This is a genomic window from Bdellovibrio sp. HCB337, from assembly GCF_047302465.1.
GTDB lineage: Bacteria > Bdellovibrionota > Bdellovibrionia > Bdellovibrionales > Bdellovibrionaceae > JACMRP01.
The window spans coordinates 3927881-3945016 of record NZ_CP178621.1; the positions used below are offsets into that span (position 1 = coordinate 3927881).

Here is a 17136-nt window from a genome sequence, read left to right on the forward strand (position 1 = left end):
TAGAATATACGTGTCTCATTTAAGTACACAGACATTCAGCCGATATAGGTATCGACTAAAGAATCTTCATAAAGGACTGACTTAGCGATGCGAATAAAAACCTCGGCAGCCAAAAGATCTCAGGAATCAGAGAATTTTTATACAGCTTTTGGCAAGTTGGATGGTCGTCATCCCTGGATGGAACAGGTCCCCGAAGGTTTCGTTGCCTACCGCGTGCGCCGCCTTAATACAGGTAAAGTTGCCTACTTCAATTTTGTTCTCGCAAAAGAAATGGGCTTGATCGACTCTCAACATCCTCACGAGATGACTGAGGAACTTGAAAACAAACTCGTTGAAACTTTCTCTATTCAAATTATCAACGAGTACGACGAAATCAACAAACGTCGCATTCCACCTGAAAGCATTCTGCCAAATAAATTCATGGCGACTCGTTACTTGCAACTTCAGCACAGTAACAAACAAGGTAAAACTTCTGGTGATGGTCGTGGTATTTGGAATGGAACTATTCAACACCGTGGTTTGACTTGGGATGTTTCGAGCCGCGGTACTGGTGTTACTTGTTTGGCTCCGGGTGCTGTTGAAGCAAATCGTCCGTTAAAAACTGGTGATACTGCTTTTGGTTATGGTTGTGGACTGGCTGAGATCGATGAGCTCTTAGGAGCTGCGATATTAGCCGAGATCATGCACTTACAAGGTATCAACACCGAGCGCGTGCTTTGTATCATCGACCTTGGTCGCGGTTACGGCATTGGCGTGCGTGCAGCTCCGAATCTGATTCGTCCAGCGCACTTGTTCTTATACTTGAAGCAAGAACGTCACGCGGAACTCAAAGCCGCGACAAACTACTTTATTCAGCGTCAGGTGCTAAATAAAAAATGGCACATAAAATCTAAATTGGGCACGGTCGCATCTTACGAAGAAATGACCGAGCTTGTTTGCGATGCTTTTGCTAACTTTACGGCAAAACTGGATATCGACTATGTCTTTGCATGGCTTGATTGGGATGGCGACAACGTCCTTGCAGATGCCGGCATCATTGACTACGGAAGTGTTCGCCAATTCGGTATCCGACACGACAAATATCGCTATGATGACGTCGAAAGATTCTCGACGAACTTAAATGAACAACGCATGAAAGCCCGTTTGATCGTTCAAGTGTTCATCCAAATGACAGATTACCTAAAAACTGAAAAGAAAAAACCTTTGAAAGCCTTTGCGAACCATCCTGTGGCTTTGAAGTTCGATAAGTTATTTATCAAATACCGTGAAGAGCGCCTGTTGTTCCGCATGGGTTTCAATCAGATCCAACGCGAAAACATCACGAAAGCAAAGACAGACACTTTCCAGAACTTTGAAAATATCTTCAATTACTTTGAGCGCGCAAAAGTCAGCGGTACTCAAGTAAAAGTCGCAGATGGTGTTAACCACCCGGCCCTCTTCAATATGCGTAATATCTTGGGTACTTTGCCTCAGTACTTCCTGCAATCGAAAGATAGCCTCAAAGGCCAAATGCCAGAGACTGAATTCTTTAAGGCCATTATGTCGACCTTTGGCAAAGCCAAAGATGCGAAAATGGGTCAGAAACAAAAAATCGCGATCCTTAAGTTCCAAACTTACTATAAAGAACTGGTCACTTTGGCTGCCGGCAAAGGCCGCCCTGAGAATATTCTAAAAGGAATTTCAACACGTGCTCAGATTCTGAACTCTGAAAAGCGCATTACCGGTAATGCTTTGATTGAGATCGTTGAAGCGGTTTTAAACGAGAAAAAACGTGGTTTGTCTCATGATCAAATCCAAAAAATCGTAGATCGCTTTATCCACGACCATATGGATTTGCCAGAGGCTCCGATCAGCCGTCACCACAAGCACAAAGCCGGCGTACCAGCAGTACGCCCCGATCTCTACTCAAAACTTCTCACGATTGTTGATGGGCACAGAGACGACATCTAGTCGTCTCCAGCTAACCAGAGACGACGTTTAGTTATCTCTATTGAGTCTTGAACCATTCGATGCCGTCTATAAACGACTTTGGCTGATAAGCCTGAGCTTTTTCACTCCACATTAGCTTTTGCCAACCTAGGCTCTGGAAGACAGGATTGTCGATCTCGCGACGACTTACGAGCTCGTACACATCGTCGACGTTACTGAGCTGATCTTTACGCATCATCAATGATGGAATGTGGAACTGGATAAATGGAATATTCTTGTTCTGCTCGCCGAAAGACTCTGCACCGTTCTTGAGATATCCCGCCAAATTGATCTTTTGATCTTTGCAGGCATTCAGAATCATCAGTTTCTCAGTGGCTACAGCAAACTGCCATACGAAGTTAAAATCGTAACTGCCACACTTGCTGTACACGATACGATTGGCGTGCAAAGACTCCATTGATTTCCAATGAATTGGATAAATTGACGGAAGCATCCAAAGATTGTCTGGATCTTTAATAGCCATCTTTGTGCGCGGGTTCTGTTTAGACAACGCCACAAAATGCTTAAACTGCTCAGATTTCGGGTCGATCTTGCTATCACTGATAACAAGCATATCGAAATAGATCCCGCCCAAAGCGTCGTTGTATCCATAGCGGCTAAGGTTGTTCGCGACCAACGTTACGAAAACGCGGTGTGCTTCAGAGGTTTTTGCAAGCACCGAGCTCATCAAGAAGTTACTGATATTTTTAACAGCTTCAGAGGCCTCTAGCAATGGAGCACTCTGTGGCACGAGGCCTCCGGTTTTCACCAAAGGAAGCTCTGGAACATGGTCTCCGGCGATCATTTCACGCAAGTTACGAACCAATTGATATTGTTCTCTGAAGCTTAAATCCTGATAAGACTCGATCCAGCTGGATACAAGGATTGGACGAAGACTCAGTTCAAGAATTTGATCCTTAAGTGGAGAATCCTGCCTTTGCATTTGCGCACAGAATTGATAGTGCTCAGAGTTCTTCCAAGGCGATTGGCAGTAAGACTGCATGGACTTCAAAACGTGAGGCCAACGCGAGCCCCCGATTTTGGTACGAACACCTCGGAATGGGTCTTCAATTTTAAGATGGCCTTTTGCCAGATACATTAAAAAATCTGTGTAGACCTCTTCAAACAGACTCTCATACGCAAAAAGATGCTGCACGTTTTCGCGGTACCAAAACTTCATCAACGCTTTTTCGAGGTGCCCACGAGTTTCCAACATCGGTTCGCCGATGTAGATAATATCTTTGGTCACAAGGAAGTACTGGGGCTTATTCTTTAGAATCACCAGACGGACGCCCGTTTTATAAGGCGCCAGGGTCTGAATAAAGCTTTCGACCTGCTGAACGCGGGCTTCGATCCCAGGCAATTTCTCGGCGAAATAGCTGCTAAAGGGCACATGGCGATTGGCCGAGCACTTGAAAACGCTCTCGGTCCCCCTGTCAATTCTATCTACAACCTTGGAATCAATACAGAGTGGCTTCCGGGACATATAGAGCATCCCGAGCGTAAGTACGCAAAAAGTGGTCACTAAAGCTGGTAAGAGCCAACGTTGATTCATAAGTTCTGGATGAGTTGCAAGACGCAGACCATTTCCTGAATTCTTATTCCAATCGTATAACTATCGAAAGGAACCTTTCTAAAAATAAGAACTCCCTAAACACGAAAGGAAACAACATGAGAACAACCAGCTTGAGAGCAGCTCGCAGAGACGCCCGTAGTATTTGCACCAAAGGCGAATGCAACATCGTTAATCTGAGCTCGCCAGAAGAGATCAAAAATCTCTCTGAAGCACAATTGAAGCGTCAAATTTTACTGTCTCGCAGAGCTTTCCAAAAGCATCGCGACAACTACAAACGCATGAGTGCGGCCTCCAAACGCAGCCGTTTGGGAGTAGGCGGTCCTCACAAGATTCAATTGAAGATGTCGCTAATGGAAGATTCTCAGCGCCGCTTCGAAAGACAGCTGAAGCTATTTAAAGCAAAAGCTATTGCAAAAGCCGCGGCAAGATCTTCATCTGGTCGTAGTAAACCACGTGTTTCGGCACGCTCTACAGTAAGAGCTTCTGGACGTCGTGGAACTGCAGTTCGCAGCAGATCAAGAGTGGCTCGCCCCGGATCAGTTCTGAGACGCGCACAAGCACGTTCACGTGTACGTTCGGCGGTTCGCGCAAGAGTTCGCGACGAAGCCCGCGCGAACTCTTAAATTTTTCCGAGTGGTTTTAAAAAGCCCACCTTGCCTACTTTGGTAGGCAGGGTGTGCTGAATTTTCTCGGTCAGCCAAGGATTCATGGCGACCATCTTTTCGATATCAAGTCCCGTCTTTACACCCATACCATGGAACATGTAAGCGACGTCTTCAGTAGAAACATTACCAGCAGCGCCCGGAGCATAAGGGCAACCGCCCAAACCACCAACACTCGCATCAAATACACGAACACCCAATTGATAAGCTTCTAGAATATTCGCAAGCGCGGTTCCGCGTGTATCATGAAAGTGTGCCGCAAGTTTTTTGACTGGTACGACTTTTTTAAGCTTTTTAAAGATTCTCTCAACTTGCATTGGATCAGCTACGCCGATGGTATCACCAATCGAAATTTCATAGCAGCCAATCTGATGAAGACGCTTTGCCAATTGAATAACTTTGGCTTCAGAAACTTTTCCTTCAAATGGGCAACCAAAACACGTGCTCAAATAGCCGCGAACTTTGATTTTGTGTTTTTTCGCCAAAGCCATCACGGGCTTAAAACGCTCAAAACTTTCTTCGATAGTACAATTGATATTTTTCTTCGAGAAAGATTCGCTGGCAGCGGCAAAGATTGCCACTTCTTTGATACCGCTTTCAATGGCCATCAACATGCCCTTTTCATTCGGTACCAGTACAGAAAACTCCGTGCCTTTTGGAATTTTCTTACTTTTTTGCAACTCTAATGCGGCTTTAGTGACCTCTGCAGAGCCTGCCATTTGCGGCACCCACTGCGGAGATACGAAAGCCCCAATCTCGATACGACGAGCCCCGATGTCTAAAAGTTTTTGCAAAATTTCAAGACGAGCTTGGGTACTCAAAACTACTTTTTCGTTTTGAAGTCCATCTCTCAGACCCATTTCTACGATTGTGACTTTTTTAACTGCCATCTCTCTACTCTTCTTAAGCTTTTGCAGGCTCGATCTTCACCATGGTTTTTCCTAAAACCACCTGGTCGCCGGTCTTACACTCGATCTGAGCAATCTTTCCAGCGATTTCCGCTTTCAAAGTATACTCCATTTTCATCGCTTCCATCACTAGCACGGCTTGGCCTTTCGTGATTTCCTGGCCTACATTCACCAAAATCTTGGTTACTTTTCCTGGCATTGGGGCCAGGACCGTGTCTGAAGAAGCGCCCGCACCGGCCTTCTTACGGCGACGCGATTGAGGTTGAGCATCCACAGCAAATGTACGGCCGTTGAAGTGCACCCACAGAGTATCTTTAATCACTTGGGCTTCCGCTTTATGATCTACACCTTGATGACGAATTTTGATTTCCATTAGATGCCTCTCCAGTATGACTGCCACGGTGAATTCATTTCCTGACCTAGCCCTACAGTTGCAGTGACTGCACCACCACGAGCTTGCTTCAATGCGGCTTCAACAATTTGTTTCTCTACTTCTGATAATTCCGGCTGAGGGATTGGATCTTTGAAGTAAGTCTCGATAAATCGAGTGGTCATTGTGCCATTCACAAATTCTTTGTGGCTCAAGATCTCAATCAAATAAGGAATATTGGTGTGAACACCAAATACCGTCGATTCCTTCAAAACACGGATCATTTTTTGAATCGCACGCGGACGACTTTCATCCCAAACAATCACTTTTGCGATCATCGGGTCATAGAATGGCGTGATTTCATCACCGTCTTCAAAGCCGTACTCATAACGACGACCTGGGCCTTCTGGCCAATCCACTTTACCAAGTTTACCGGTGCTAGGCACTCCACCCAAGTATGGATTCTCAGCGTAAATACGGCACTCGATGGAGTGACCGTGCGGTACACGCATCTGCTGAGGATTAAAGACAAACTCGCCTTGAGCTGTCAGGATTTGCGCTTTTACCAAATCCACACCCAAAACCATTTCAGTCACTGGATGTTCTACTTGCAAACGTGTGTTTACTTCTAATAGGTAAAACTCTCCGTCTTGTAATAAGAACTCAACAGTACCAGCGCCTTTGTATTTACCAAGCTGAGCAATCGCAACAGCGGCTTCCCCCATGCGACGACGAAGATCGTCTGTCAAAGATGGAGAAGTCGCCTCTTCAATAATTTTTTGATGACGACGTTGCACAGAGCATTCGCGGTCAAAGAAATGCACCACTTGGCCCGTAGAGTCTCCGAAAATTTGAAACTCAATGTGTTTCGCGCGATCTAAGTACTTTTCAATGAAAACTTTTGCAGAGCCAAATGCCGACAACGCTTCACGCTGAGCAGATTCAATCAACTCACGAGCATCACTCATCTGAGTGATCAACTTCATACCACGGCCACCGCCACCGGCAGCCGCTTTTACGATCACAGGGAAGCCAATCTTCTCTGCCTCCGCCATCAAGCGTGAAATTTCTTGTTGCTCACCTTCGTATCCAGGCACCAATGGCAGACCTGCTTTTTTCGCAAGTTCTTTACAGTGAACTTTATCACCCAAGGCACGAATCGCTTTTGCTGAAGGACCGATGAAGACCAAACCAGCTTTGTCACAAGCTTCGGCAAAATCTGCGTTCTCTGACAAGAAACCAAAACCTGGATGAATCGCTTCAGCACCACCAGCCAAAGCGCCTTCGATATTGGCTGCAATATTCAAATAGCTCTTCGCAGTTTCTGCGGGACCGATACAAACAGTTTTCGTCGCCATTCTGTAGGCGCGGGATTGAATATCTACTTCAGAGTGCAACAGAACAGTCTCGATTCCCAATTCTTCACACGCTTTGATAATACGAACAGCCACTTCACCACGGTTGGCGATGGCGATTCTTTTAAACTTTTTCATTAGGAGTTTCTCCAAGAGGGTGAACGTTTTTCCAGAAAACTCTTGAGTCCTTCTTGGCCCTCAGCACTTACACGGCGCTCGGAAATCAATTGACTGGTGCGCTTACGCTGATCAGCCCAAGAAAGTTCAGGAATATCGTTGAGTAACTTTTTTGTTTCACGAACCGCTTCTGGTCCGCACTCTTTATACTGTTTTAAAATATGCTCTAGACGTGTTGTGAAATCCGTATTTGCAGCGATTTCATTCACAAGACCCGCATCCAACGCCTGTTGCGAGTTAAACACTGTGCCCGACATCATAAAGTGACGAACCTTACCCGGTGTCGCTTTACGATTGATGAAAGCACTGATCACGGCCGGTGCAATACCCAGCTTCACTTCGCTGAAACAAAACTGCGTCTGTGGGTCTGCCATCACATAGTCACAACAAGCAACCAAACCAAGAGCCCCGCCAAAAGCGGCGCCTTGAACAAGACCAATCACCGGAAGTGAACATTTGGCAATAGCTTCAAACATCCCGAACAGCTTCAAAGAGTCCTCTTTGTTTTGTTCAAGTGTATAGCTGACCATTTCGCGCATCCAGTTCAGATCCGCGCCTGCGCAGAAGACTTTGCCTTCACCTTGCAAAACGATGGCACGCACATCTTGACGCTTTTCTAGTTCGATGAAAGCTTTTGTGATATCCGCAATCATGCTTGGATCAAAAGCGTTACGGATATCTGGACGATTCAATTTTACGTAAGCGACATGAGCCGCTTCTTTGATTTCCACAAAAGACATAATTACATCCTGAAGACGCCCTGAGTTTGCGGGCCCCAATCTTTGTTAAGGCTCGCTGCGATTCCTAAAGCCAACACACGACGTGTATCAACAGGATCGATGATGCCATCATCCCAAATACGCGCTGAAGAATAGTACGCAGAGCTTTCATGTTCATATTTTTCAAGAGTTGGACGTTTGAATTCAGTCTGTTGCTCTGGAGTCATGGTCTGGCCTTTTGCAGCCATCTGATCCAACTTCACGGTCAACAAAACATTAGAAGCCTGTTCGCCACCCATCACACTGATGCGCGCATTTGGCCACATCCAAAGCTGACGAGGTTGGAACGCGCGTCCGCACATACCATAGTTTCCAGCACCGTAAGAACCGCCGATCACAACCGTGAACTTCGGCACGCGCGCATTAGAAACTGCCATCACCATCTTAGCACCGTGTTTTGCGATGCCTTCATTTTCATATTTTTTACCAACCATGAAACCCGTGATGTTCTGAAGGAAAATCAAAGGTATTTCACGCTGTTCGCAAAGCTCGATAAAGTGAGCCGCCTTCAAGGCACTTTCACTGAAAAGAACGCCATTGTTCGCGATAATCCCGACAGGCATTCCCCAGATGTGCGCAAAGCCCGTTACCAATGTTTTACCGTAAGTCGGTTTGAACTCATGCAAACGAGAACCATCCACGATACGCGCGATCACTTCACGGACATCAAATGGAATACGAGAGTCTTTTGGAATAATGCCGTAAATTTCATGGGCATCGTACAAAGGTTCAATCACTGGCAATGTCTTTAGCGTCACCTTGCGACGGTGATTCAGATGCGCAACAATCGAACGTGTAATTTCAATGGCGTGCTGATCATCTTCCGCGAAGTGATCCGTGACGCCGCTCACTTCACAGTGAACTTTCGCTCCACCCAAATCCTGCGCATCAACGACTTCACCAGTTGCAGCTTTCACAAGTGGCGGACCACCCAAGAAAATAGTCCCGTTGTCTTTCACGATGACGTTTTCATCACTCATCGCAGGAACGTAAGCGCCACCCGCCGTGCAAGAGCCCATCACCACAGAAATCTGCGGAATGTTCTGAGCACTCATGCGAGCTTGGTTATAAAAAATTCTTCCGAAATGATCGCGATCCGGGAAAACTTTTGCTTGAAGTGGCAAGAACGCGCCACCAGAGTCGACCAGGTAAATACAAGGCAAACCGTTTTCCATCGCAATCTCTTGCGCACGCAGATGCTTCTTCACTGTCATCGGGAAGTAAGTTCCACCCTTCACAGTCGCATCGTTGGCAACAATCACACATTCTACTCCGTGAATCACGCCAATCCCGGTGATCACACCAGCAGCAGGAGCTTGGCCTTCATACATTTCCCAAGCAGCCAAAGTTGAGAACTCCAAGAATGCACTGCCTGGATCTAAAAGAGCTTCGATACGCTCGCGCGCTGTGAGTTTTCCGCGAGACTTGTGTTTTTTAAGAGCGTCTTCTCCACCGCCAAGTTTTACTTGGTCGACACGAGCACGCCACTCTTGAACATGAGTCATCATAGCTTCTGTATTGGCTTTAAAATCACCGGATCCGCTATCTACTAGACTTTCAATCACTTCCACAAAAACTCCTTAAGGTGCATTCAAGCCAGGAACGTGTTTTAGCTGCAAGGTCATCGTGGCTTCAGCCACCGACTTTTCTTTCTCATCATAAAAGTGCAAAGCCACATCAGTCTCAGCAATCTGATGACTGCGAATTTGTGCCAGCACATTTTCACATTGCATTTCCGGAAGCTCCATACGCACACGAATGTCGCCTGTATAATCTTGCACAACATGGAATTGGCTCTGTTTCAGATGAACTCTAAAATCTCCAAGGGGTGCGTGACGCAGCCACAAAAGGCGCGCAGCTTCGAGAGCTCCCGTTAAAAGGGCTCCCTCGTGAATACGTCCATCTTCGTCTTGATTTCGTCTACGCGCTGGAATGACCAGTTCGACATGACGGTCCGACAAGCGAGTCACTCTAAAACCCATGCCTGCCGAAAAAGGACGCAGAAAATCCAAAGCGTAACTGAGCGCCGCGCGCGAAGATTTCGGGGCAACCCCTTCGACCAAAGCGGCAAGATCCGTAGGGCGAAGACTCAAACCACGGTCCTTTAGATTTTTCTCAAGATTTTTACGAAATGTTGAAAGCATGCAGCCTCCTTTTTCACTCTTCTTAAGGTTGAAAAGTACGAGATATCATGCTCCTATGAGGTTGTCTAAGAGAGGAACCCAGGATCTATGAAAAAAATTGTGAGTTTGATCGTTTTCACGGCCGCGTTGTTTTGGACTTGGAACATTATCCACAGCTCTCCAGCTATTGGCTTCGAGACGCACTCCGGCATTCAAGAAAAACTGGCTGAATTGATCAAAGAAACTGTTTTGGCAAAGAAACCAAACATCCAAAATTTCCGTATTAGCCGTCTTTGGACCGAAGCACAAAGCGACACGAAAGTTCGCGCCGTTTTTGCTTACCAATTCAACGAAGCTGTTGAGGGTGGTGAAATGACTGAGCAAACGGTTGAGGGTGAAGCCATTCTTTTCCGCGAGCCTCAAGAAGAAGGCGGTCAAGATCGCTGGACTTTGCAAAACGTTCGCACGACAAACGACATCGTCACTTTCAGCGAAGGACTTGTTGTCACTCCTGGATCTGATACGCCAGAAACAATCGAAGCAGCGCCAACTGGCGAAGCTCCTGCTGCAACTCCAGCAGCAACACCTGTAACTAAATAATGAATTCTGAACTCCCCCAACGTTTTATTCAAATCGACGAAGAAGGCTATGTCCTTATGGGGGAGATCCGGACTCAAGACCCGGAGGTTGGTGGCGAAGCACTCACTGAAATGAGTTTTGCTGAAAACGGCGCCTTCCTCTCTCGCTGTGGCGGAGTCCCAGTCATCGTTGAAGCCTTCGATGAACCTTATGTGGCTTCTCAAATCACTCTGAAAAACAAGCAATTCTCGATCGATCTTCCCTACGGAGTGAGTTTCGATTTTAATTTGGAATCTCTCAGCCTGGATGAGTGGGATCGCTTTCACGGCAAGTGCAGTAATGACATTCCGTTTGTGATGTCTCGCAAAGCCCAAGCGACTTTCTTCGGGCTGCTAGAAGATTATGACGATGACTCCATCAGTTTTGATGGCGAAACCTATGAAGTTCCGTCTTATTTTCCTACGAACAAAGAGATCAACAAGTCTGATTATTGGACAGATGTTTATCACGACGAAGGCAATCCCGGCTGGAACTTAGGAACGGCTGCGGAAGCTCTCAAAGATATGCTGCCTCGACTGAAATTGCCGAAATCTCGCATTCTTGTTTTAGGTTGTGGTGAAGGTCATGACGCCGCTTTTTTTGCGCAGAGTGGCCATGTGGTTACGGGTGTGGATTTCTCGGAAGAGGCCATCGCGCGTGCACAGAAAAATTATGGCTCGATTGCGGGACTTAGTTTTGTCCAACAGGATGCGTTCAAATTAGATTCCCGTTTTCACAATGCTTTCGATATTGTTTTTGAGCACACTTGTTATTGCGCGATCGAACCAAGCCGTCGCAAGGATATGGTCAAAGTTTGGAAGCAAGTGCTCCACGACCAAGGTCAGTTGATGGGCGTCTTCTTCACTATGTACAAGAAGCAAGGCCCTCCTTATGGCGGAACAGAGTGGGAATTGCGCCAACGTTTGAAAGACTCTTTCCAATTTCTGTTCTGGGGACGCTGGAAACAATCTCTTCCGAAACGCCAAGGCAAAGAACTTTTCGTCTTCGCGCAAAAGCGCGTCCTAAAGTAATATACATGTTTCGTATAATATCTTTATTGATATGTATTTAAAAAAAATACGGTCTTCCTTTATGGTTAACATATCTAGGAGAAACCGATGAAAAAATCATTTCTAACACTTGTTGTTTTCACACTGACAATGATGAACGGTTTGGCTCACGCAGATTCTCAGCATACAGAGCCTGGATTTTACGACTTGATTGAAAGTTACCGCCAACATTGCACCGACGGTTGTCATGAACCTTTCGGGAATAAAGTGACCTTCGAAATTGACGCTCCACAAAATGCTGAACTCGGAACAGATATTCAAGCTCACCTTTTACAAGTCGCATCGAACCAAGCGCAAGTTTGGGGCGATACTATTCTTGAAGGTGATTATTATTCTGATGGCAATACCCGATTGGACCGCGTCTCCTCCCTTTTTGAAAACGGCCAACTGATCGGTTATCAAATCACTTATTCAGAGGGAGCTTGGTATACTGGCGAGTGTGATTTCAATGGCGAAGAATCTTCTCTGAAAGATTGCGCGCCAGGCCGCATCAAAGAATCTAGTTTTGTATCTCCGAACTTCGGAGATTTCTTCCGCGATGATGATGACTACGCGGACTTCGTCGAATAGTTCATGTTCCTATCGCGCTGAGCTAAAATTCTCCTTCTGTAAATTCTGCAAAAGAGTTTATGGAACATCGTGACCCCTTTGTTTTTTTTCCAACTCTAGGGCATTTTCTCCACACATTTAAACCCTCGGGGGAAGGAACAAAAATGAAAATTCAAATTTTCAGTTTGGTTTTGACGACATGCTTGTTTGCAATTGCGCCCGCACAAGCAGCTGTTTGGCAAGACACCGAAGTCTGGAACGCAGACTGGGAACAAGCTTATTCGGACTGGGTGAATGACTCTTTCAATGAAGAGATCTTCATCACTGGCGCTTATAAGAACATTCCAACCGATTGTGCTGACGCGGTTTACGCTGCTCGCATCATCTTCGCGTACGAGAACAAACTTCCGTTCGTGATTAAAGACTCTACTGGTGGCTCAGGTCGTGTCACTAATAAGATGTCTCGCTTCGATGGTTCTAGTGATTCTATTTCTAAAGTTCGCAAGTTCATCGAATACGTTGGCGATGTGACTAGCACAAAAACACTTCCAAACGATTCTTTCCCGGTAGTTGTCGATCGTGAACACGTTCGTCCAGGTACTTTGTGGAGTCGTCCACGCATCACTCGTGACAACATCTGGCGCCGTATTATCGGTGGCGGTGTTCAAGAAGATCCTGGTCACGCAGAATTGGTGAAAGAAGTGTCTGATACTGGTGCCGTCTATTTGATCGGCTCTACAGTTCCAAAAGAAATTCGCAAATTGAATACGACTTCTAGTCTTGTGTTCATGCCTATCGAAACTAGCACTGGTTTCCGTAACTGGATGCAACCGTCTTACTACGGCATGGCTGAAACAAGCTTGCCAGGTTACTCTTTGGAGCAATTCAACGAGATCGGTAAAACAGGTGTTGGCCGTCGTAAACTCAGCCGTTGGACTGCAGACGTTCAAGAACGTTTGGCTTTGCGTGAGGAAACTAAAGGCGAAAACATTATTCGCCAAGTTGAAAACCTCTGCAAACTTGTGAACGCACGCGTAGACATCGTTCAAAAAGGTATTCAGCACAGCCAAAAATTGGGCGGTGCTTGTATGGATGCTGGCGACTATGATTCTTACTCAACACCATCACGCGATAAGCGTATCAAAACTACTTTGAAGCAGTTGACTAAAACTGCAGGTGGCGTGGGTTTGACGGGTCCTCAAAGAGCGGCGAAGTTGAAACCTCACTTGGATCAATGTCCAAACATCCAAATCTCTGCAACTCAAACTTTGAGCTTGTATGATTTCTCTATCGCCCTTTTGAAAGGTGATGTCTCTTCTGATCCTAACGATCCATTCGGAGCACGTTGGGGCTTAGAGCCTTCTACTTCAAAATGTCCGAAGTATGAGTAAGAACCAAAAACTTTTAATAGTTTTGGTTATCCTTGGAGCTGCCCTTTGGGCAGCTCTTCGTTTTAGTTCTCAAAATAACGAGAACAAAACTTCCGCAGAAAGTGAAGCGCCAGCCGATATGCCTTTGCCGGCTCACTCGGGTCCTTCCACTTTACCAACAGTTCCACACCCAGCAAGCGCTTCCAATAATGGAGCTCAGTTGCCTTTGCTAGGACCTCACTTACGCAAAATTGGCGAGTGTCTACAAATTAAAAATGTCTTAGATGAGACGGCACCACTCAGCTTTGATGCTCTTCACGATTCTGTAAAAAACGAACTCGGTGATTTAGTTTCCAAAGAGTTTGATTGGAAAAACGTCCACACGACTTTACCTAATGGCGAAAAACGCCGCATCCGTATGGAAGTCGAAGCTAAAACAGAAGAGACTTCTGGCATTCGCATCAAATATTATGGCGTCGACGCCGAAGACTTGCCCGTTCCACTACCGCTTCCGGAAGATCAAAGCTGGAATCCGTCTGAAGCTTTTGTCGCGAGTCTTGAAGGAGAAGGACAAACCACTCTCCGTGAAGAAGCACATCGTGGTCTATATACTCAAGGATCCGAGCTTTATTATGTCGAGCGAAATGGCGCCCTGTCAGAGCTTGAAATTCTTCATCATGGCAAAAGTGTGAAATGCCAAGACATGCAAAGCGCTCAAGGACACTGCACCTGCTTTTAATTAGAAATTTTGGTAAATTGCGCTCTTACATAAACCCCTAGACAGAGACTGAGCTATCCTCAGAAACATCAAGGAGGGATCTATGTTACGCGCAGCGATTGCATTTTTCATCTTAGCGATTATTGCTTTTGTCTTAGGAGCGTCCGGTATTGCCGGTATGTCTATGGAAATCGGCAAGCTATTACTGACGGTATTCCTAGTACTTGCGGTAGTTAGCTTCATCATCGACCTCGTCAGCAAACGCGGAAGCCGGTGACTTTTTTGTAAATAAAAAAAACCTTGGCGCTCTCGAAAGAAAACGCCAAGGTTTCAGGATAGTGCTTATTGAATTTCAGAAACAGAACTTAATTCTACAGAAAGTGCTTCTTCGAGTTCACTTTCTTCATCACTAATATTTTTTGCTTTAGCTTTTTTGTCTGCAGTCTTGTTCTTCGCGGCTTTCGCTTTTTCTACTTGTAATAGTACGTCTACAGCCTCGCAAGTCTTCTTATAATCGTTCGGACCAATGACCTTATCGTAGTGCGGTGTCTGAATGAGGGCTCTGCAAGACTTGTCACCCATAGATTTTTTGTAAGTCGCACAAGCATCAGAGGCCTTTTCTAAGTGATCGATGCTGCCTTCATACCACTTTTTTCTATCGCTGTTGATGACGTTAAGTGCATCTATTGTCTCCTGAGAGCAGAGTTCTACATCAGAATTTGATTCTTCTGGAATAGGATCCGCAGGAATAGGATCTGCCGGAGTCACTTTACTGTTTGTGCCCAAAACGGACTTGACCGCATCACAGACTTTTTTTGCGTCAGCCTTTGTGATCTTTTTTTCAGCGCTAGTTGCTACATCCATTGCTTTGCAGGAGTCGCCCCCAATGAGTCCGTCAAATTGCGCGCATTGAGAAGCTGCGCCTTGTAGGTACTGCTTGTTGCCAGTCGCCGCAAACATCTTTGCATTACTATTAATGTTGTTAAAAGCATCAATCGTTGCTTGAGTACAAGTTCCGTCGGCAGCAACGCCTTTGGTTCCTTTTGAACAAGCCGTTAATATCAAAGCCATTCCTACTACTGTGGTCGCTATTACATACTTCATTGTACCCTCGCGTTTTTATTGGAAAGGCTAATATACAGAGGCTTCCTCGCATTCGAAAGCCGTCTGTAAACTCTTCGTATCCCGCCTTAAGAGTGACTAAAAGTTCGACAGTATTTCGAAAACTCCCTCTGAAAACAAAACTTCAAAAAACCGAATTTCAAAGATGTTTAGTAAACTGAAAATCTCTTCTTCACTCCATTCTCAGAGAGAGAAGAACTCGAGCGACTTGCTGAAATCTCCTATACTTAAGTCATGAAGACGTTTGCTGTGTTCACGTTGTGTGGGTTCCTTCTATTGATGACTGCTTGTTCAAGTGGCGACGCCGGAAGTGGAGCGGGCTCCATGGGTTTCGCTAGCACTGCTGGCGAGGCTTATCGCAACTTCCCTGGTGGCGACTGCTACAGTATGGATGAATATTCTTGCCTGGCTTTTAAAGCTACCAATGTACAACGCCTTGCTTATGGTTTGACTGAAATGTCTTTCTGCCAGGCTTGCTATGAAATGGCTATCGAGCAAAGTACCGACATGCATGTGCGTGGCTATTTTGACCACCAAAGACCGGATGAAACTTTTGCTCATCGTGCAACCCGCTTTGGTTTGTCAGACGGTGCAGGCGAAAACATTGCTTGGGGCAAAGTCGGTGAAGTCGTCGTTGATTTGTGGATGAATAGCTCTGGTCACAGAGCTAATATCTTGAATCCAAACTATCGTTCTTTTGCCATCGGCACTTGGGGTCTTTATACCACCCAAGTTTTCTACATTGGCACCGACAAATAATCCTAAAAAATATTGATCGTTGTATTCAATCCGACATTCGTGCGCTCGGGACTTAGATGCTCTGGCGCAAATTGGATATTGGGATAGAGGTACACATCTCGGGTAATAGCAATGCCCAAGCCCACGGATTGAGTATACAGCTGACGATAAAAAGTCCATGGGTCATCATAGCGATAATGATCAAAGGTTAGAAAACGGAAAACCGTGCGGAAGGAATAACGTCCATTAAAGGCGTATTCCACAAAGGGATATAAACCAATCGTATAGTCCGTACGCCCGTTCACGGGATTCGTCAGTGTATCAGTGGGATCTTTGCCATCCGAGAAAAAGATGTAACTTAAATCTGTTACCAAACCCAACTCCCACTCGGTGGGTTCAAATTTGTAAAGGACTGTATGGTTGATATCGTACAGCCCCACATAGTTGGCTTCGGTATAGGCGGACTGTGTGTACTGCATATAGTAGGTATCAAAAATATTCTGAAAGCCTCCGATTCTCATCGCTCTTGAGTACTCTAAGTACGGATTTGATATATCCGTCTTACGCACACCACTCGAGTTCGTGAGCTCCTCCCATGTATTGTGAAACGGCGTCAGAACCAGGATTCCTGTTCCAGCCCTCAGAGTGTCGGCAACACTCCAACGATAAGCCACAGCGACAGTGCCCGCAATGGATGTGCTGTTGTCTTGGGAAGAAACACCTGCATAGTTCGGCCGAACTTCGCCAAAGGGCTCTTCAAGATTGCCACCGTTATAGCTAATATCCGCTTTGATCGACCATTTGGATTTAGAGCCAGACTCGGCTCGCATTTTTGCATTGGTGATTTCAAGATCGATATCTTTAGTCTCACCATTGGGCAGAGGAGTCTCCTCAGCCCTCACATTTGGAGCCATTGCTAAAAAAGAAACTAGTAGGATGAAACAAAGAAAAAATCCGCTCTTCATACTAGAGCGGACTATATATTAACTAGATTCGTATTCTGTGAAGTCTGTACGACAATTCGTGGTTTTAA

18 protein-coding genes are annotated in these 17136 nt (G+C 45.8%); 9 read left to right on the forward strand and 9 right to left on the reverse strand.

What is annotated here, in order from left to right; genetic code table 11:
* Nucleotides 1-87 precede the first annotated feature (87 nt).
* The gene (locus ACLWBB_RS18880) at nt 88-1950 is read left to right on the forward strand and encodes a hypothetical protein (RefSeq protein ID WP_413289123.1); all 1863 of its coding nucleotides are present in this window, start codon (nt 88-90) and stop codon (nt 1948-1950) included.
* Between the two features lie 37 nt (nt 1951-1987).
* Here ACLWBB_RS18880 and ACLWBB_RS18885 read toward each other — a convergent pair whose 3' ends face one another.
* Nucleotides 1988-3454, reverse strand: a complete 1467-nt coding sequence (locus tag ACLWBB_RS18885) for a hypothetical protein (protein WP_413289124.1) — start codon at nt 3452-3454, stop codon at nt 1988-1990.
* Between the two features lie 185 nt (nt 3455-3639).
* Here ACLWBB_RS18885 and ACLWBB_RS18890 point away from each other — a divergent pair, with 185 nt between their 5' ends.
* A complete protein-coding gene (locus ACLWBB_RS18890; RefSeq protein ID WP_413289125.1) occupies nt 3640-4167 on the forward strand; it encodes a hypothetical protein in 528 nt (175 codons plus the stop codon).
* On the opposite strand, the gene ACLWBB_RS18895 is transcribed toward ACLWBB_RS18890, so the two are convergent.
* The 6 genes from ACLWBB_RS18895 to ACLWBB_RS18920 are packed head-to-tail and all read right to left on the reverse strand — an operon-like array spanning nt 4164 to nt 9939.
* Nucleotides 4164-5096 carry a hydroxymethylglutaryl-CoA lyase gene (locus ACLWBB_RS18895; RefSeq protein WP_413289126.1) on the reverse strand — a complete coding sequence of 311 codons (933 nt, stop codon included), beginning with the start codon at nt 5094-5096 and terminating at the stop codon, nt 4164-4166. The genes ACLWBB_RS18890 and ACLWBB_RS18895 overlap by 4 nt on opposite strands.
* Before the next feature lie 13 nt (nt 5097-5109).
* Nucleotides 5110-5487, reverse strand: coding sequence for an acetyl-CoA carboxylase biotin carboxyl carrier protein subunit (locus ACLWBB_RS18900; protein WP_413289127.1), 378 nt, complete (start codon nt 5485-5487; stop codon nt 5110-5112).
* Nucleotides 5487-6977, reverse strand: coding sequence for an acetyl/propionyl/methylcrotonyl-CoA carboxylase subunit alpha (locus ACLWBB_RS18905; RefSeq protein ID WP_413289128.1), 1491 nt, complete (start codon nt 6975-6977; stop codon nt 5487-5489). The genes ACLWBB_RS18900 and ACLWBB_RS18905 overlap by 1 nt, the downstream gene beginning before the upstream one ends.
* Complete coding sequence (locus ACLWBB_RS18910; protein WP_413289129.1) at nt 6977-7756, reverse strand: enoyl-CoA hydratase-related protein; 780 nt, start codon at nt 7754-7756, stop codon at nt 6977-6979. Before ACLWBB_RS18910 ends, ACLWBB_RS18905 begins: the two co-directional genes overlap by 1 nt.
* A 2-nt stretch (nt 7757-7758) precedes the next feature.
* The gene (locus ACLWBB_RS18915; protein ID WP_413289130.1) at nt 7759-9366 is read right to left on the reverse strand and encodes a carboxyl transferase domain-containing protein; all 1608 of its coding nucleotides are present in this window, start codon (nt 9364-9366) and stop codon (nt 7759-7761) included.
* Nucleotides 9367-9375: 9 nt separating this feature from the next.
* Nucleotides 9376-9939, reverse strand: coding sequence for a DUF4442 domain-containing protein (locus tag ACLWBB_RS18920; protein ID WP_413289131.1), 564 nt, complete (start codon nt 9937-9939; stop codon nt 9376-9378).
* A gap of 87 nt (nt 9940-10026) precedes the next feature.
* Between ACLWBB_RS18920 and ACLWBB_RS18925 the strand changes: the two genes are divergently transcribed.
* The 6 genes from ACLWBB_RS18925 (at nt 10027) to ACLWBB_RS18950 (ending at nt 14520) form a co-directional block, all read left to right on the forward strand.
* The gene (locus ACLWBB_RS18925; protein WP_413289132.1) at nt 10027-10518 is read left to right on the forward strand and encodes a hypothetical protein; all 492 of its coding nucleotides are present in this window, start codon (nt 10027-10029) and stop codon (nt 10516-10518) included.
* Nucleotides 10518-11567, forward strand: coding sequence for a class I SAM-dependent methyltransferase (locus ACLWBB_RS18930; RefSeq protein ID WP_413289133.1), 1050 nt, complete (start codon nt 10518-10520; stop codon nt 11565-11567). Before ACLWBB_RS18925 ends, ACLWBB_RS18930 begins: the two co-directional genes overlap by 1 nt.
* Nucleotides 11568-11654: 87 nt before the next feature.
* On the forward strand, nt 11655-12176 hold the full coding sequence (locus ACLWBB_RS18935) for a hypothetical protein (RefSeq protein ID WP_413289134.1): 522 nt from the start codon (nt 11655-11657) through the stop codon (nt 12174-12176).
* A 143-nt stretch (nt 12177-12319) separates the two neighbouring features.
* Nucleotides 12320-13546 (forward strand): hypothetical protein, encoded by a 1227-nt coding sequence (locus tag ACLWBB_RS18940; protein ID WP_413289135.1) that lies wholly within the window; start codon nt 12320-12322, stop codon nt 13544-13546.
* On the forward strand, nt 13539-14264 hold the full coding sequence (locus ACLWBB_RS18945) for a hypothetical protein (RefSeq protein ID WP_413289136.1): 726 nt from the start codon (nt 13539-13541) through the stop codon (nt 14262-14264). The genes ACLWBB_RS18940 and ACLWBB_RS18945 overlap by 8 nt, the downstream gene beginning before the upstream one ends.
* A gap of 82 nt (nt 14265-14346) precedes the next feature.
* Entirely contained in the window at nt 14347-14520 is a 174-nt protein-coding gene (locus ACLWBB_RS18950) for a DUF1328 domain-containing protein (RefSeq protein ID WP_413289137.1), read from the forward strand.
* A 65-nt stretch (nt 14521-14585) separates the two neighbouring features.
* Here ACLWBB_RS18950 and ACLWBB_RS18955 read toward each other — a convergent pair whose 3' ends face one another.
* Nucleotides 14586-15347 carry a hypothetical protein gene (locus tag ACLWBB_RS18955; RefSeq protein WP_413289138.1) on the reverse strand — a complete coding sequence of 254 codons (762 nt, stop codon included), beginning with the start codon at nt 15345-15347 and terminating at the stop codon, nt 14586-14588.
* Nucleotides 15348-15599: 252 nt separating this feature from the next.
* On the opposite strand from ACLWBB_RS18955, the gene ACLWBB_RS18960 reads away from it, so the two are divergent.
* Nucleotides 15600-16124 (forward strand): CAP domain-containing protein, encoded by a 525-nt coding sequence (locus tag ACLWBB_RS18960; protein ID WP_413289139.1) that lies wholly within the window; start codon nt 15600-15602, stop codon nt 16122-16124.
* Nucleotides 16125-16126: 2 nt separating this feature from the next.
* Here ACLWBB_RS18960 and ACLWBB_RS18965 read toward each other — a convergent pair whose 3' ends face one another.
* Nucleotides 16127-17017, reverse strand: a complete 891-nt coding sequence (locus ACLWBB_RS18965) for a hypothetical protein (RefSeq protein WP_413289140.1) — start codon at nt 17015-17017, stop codon at nt 16127-16129.
* Nucleotides 17018-17136 lie beyond the last annotated feature (119 nt).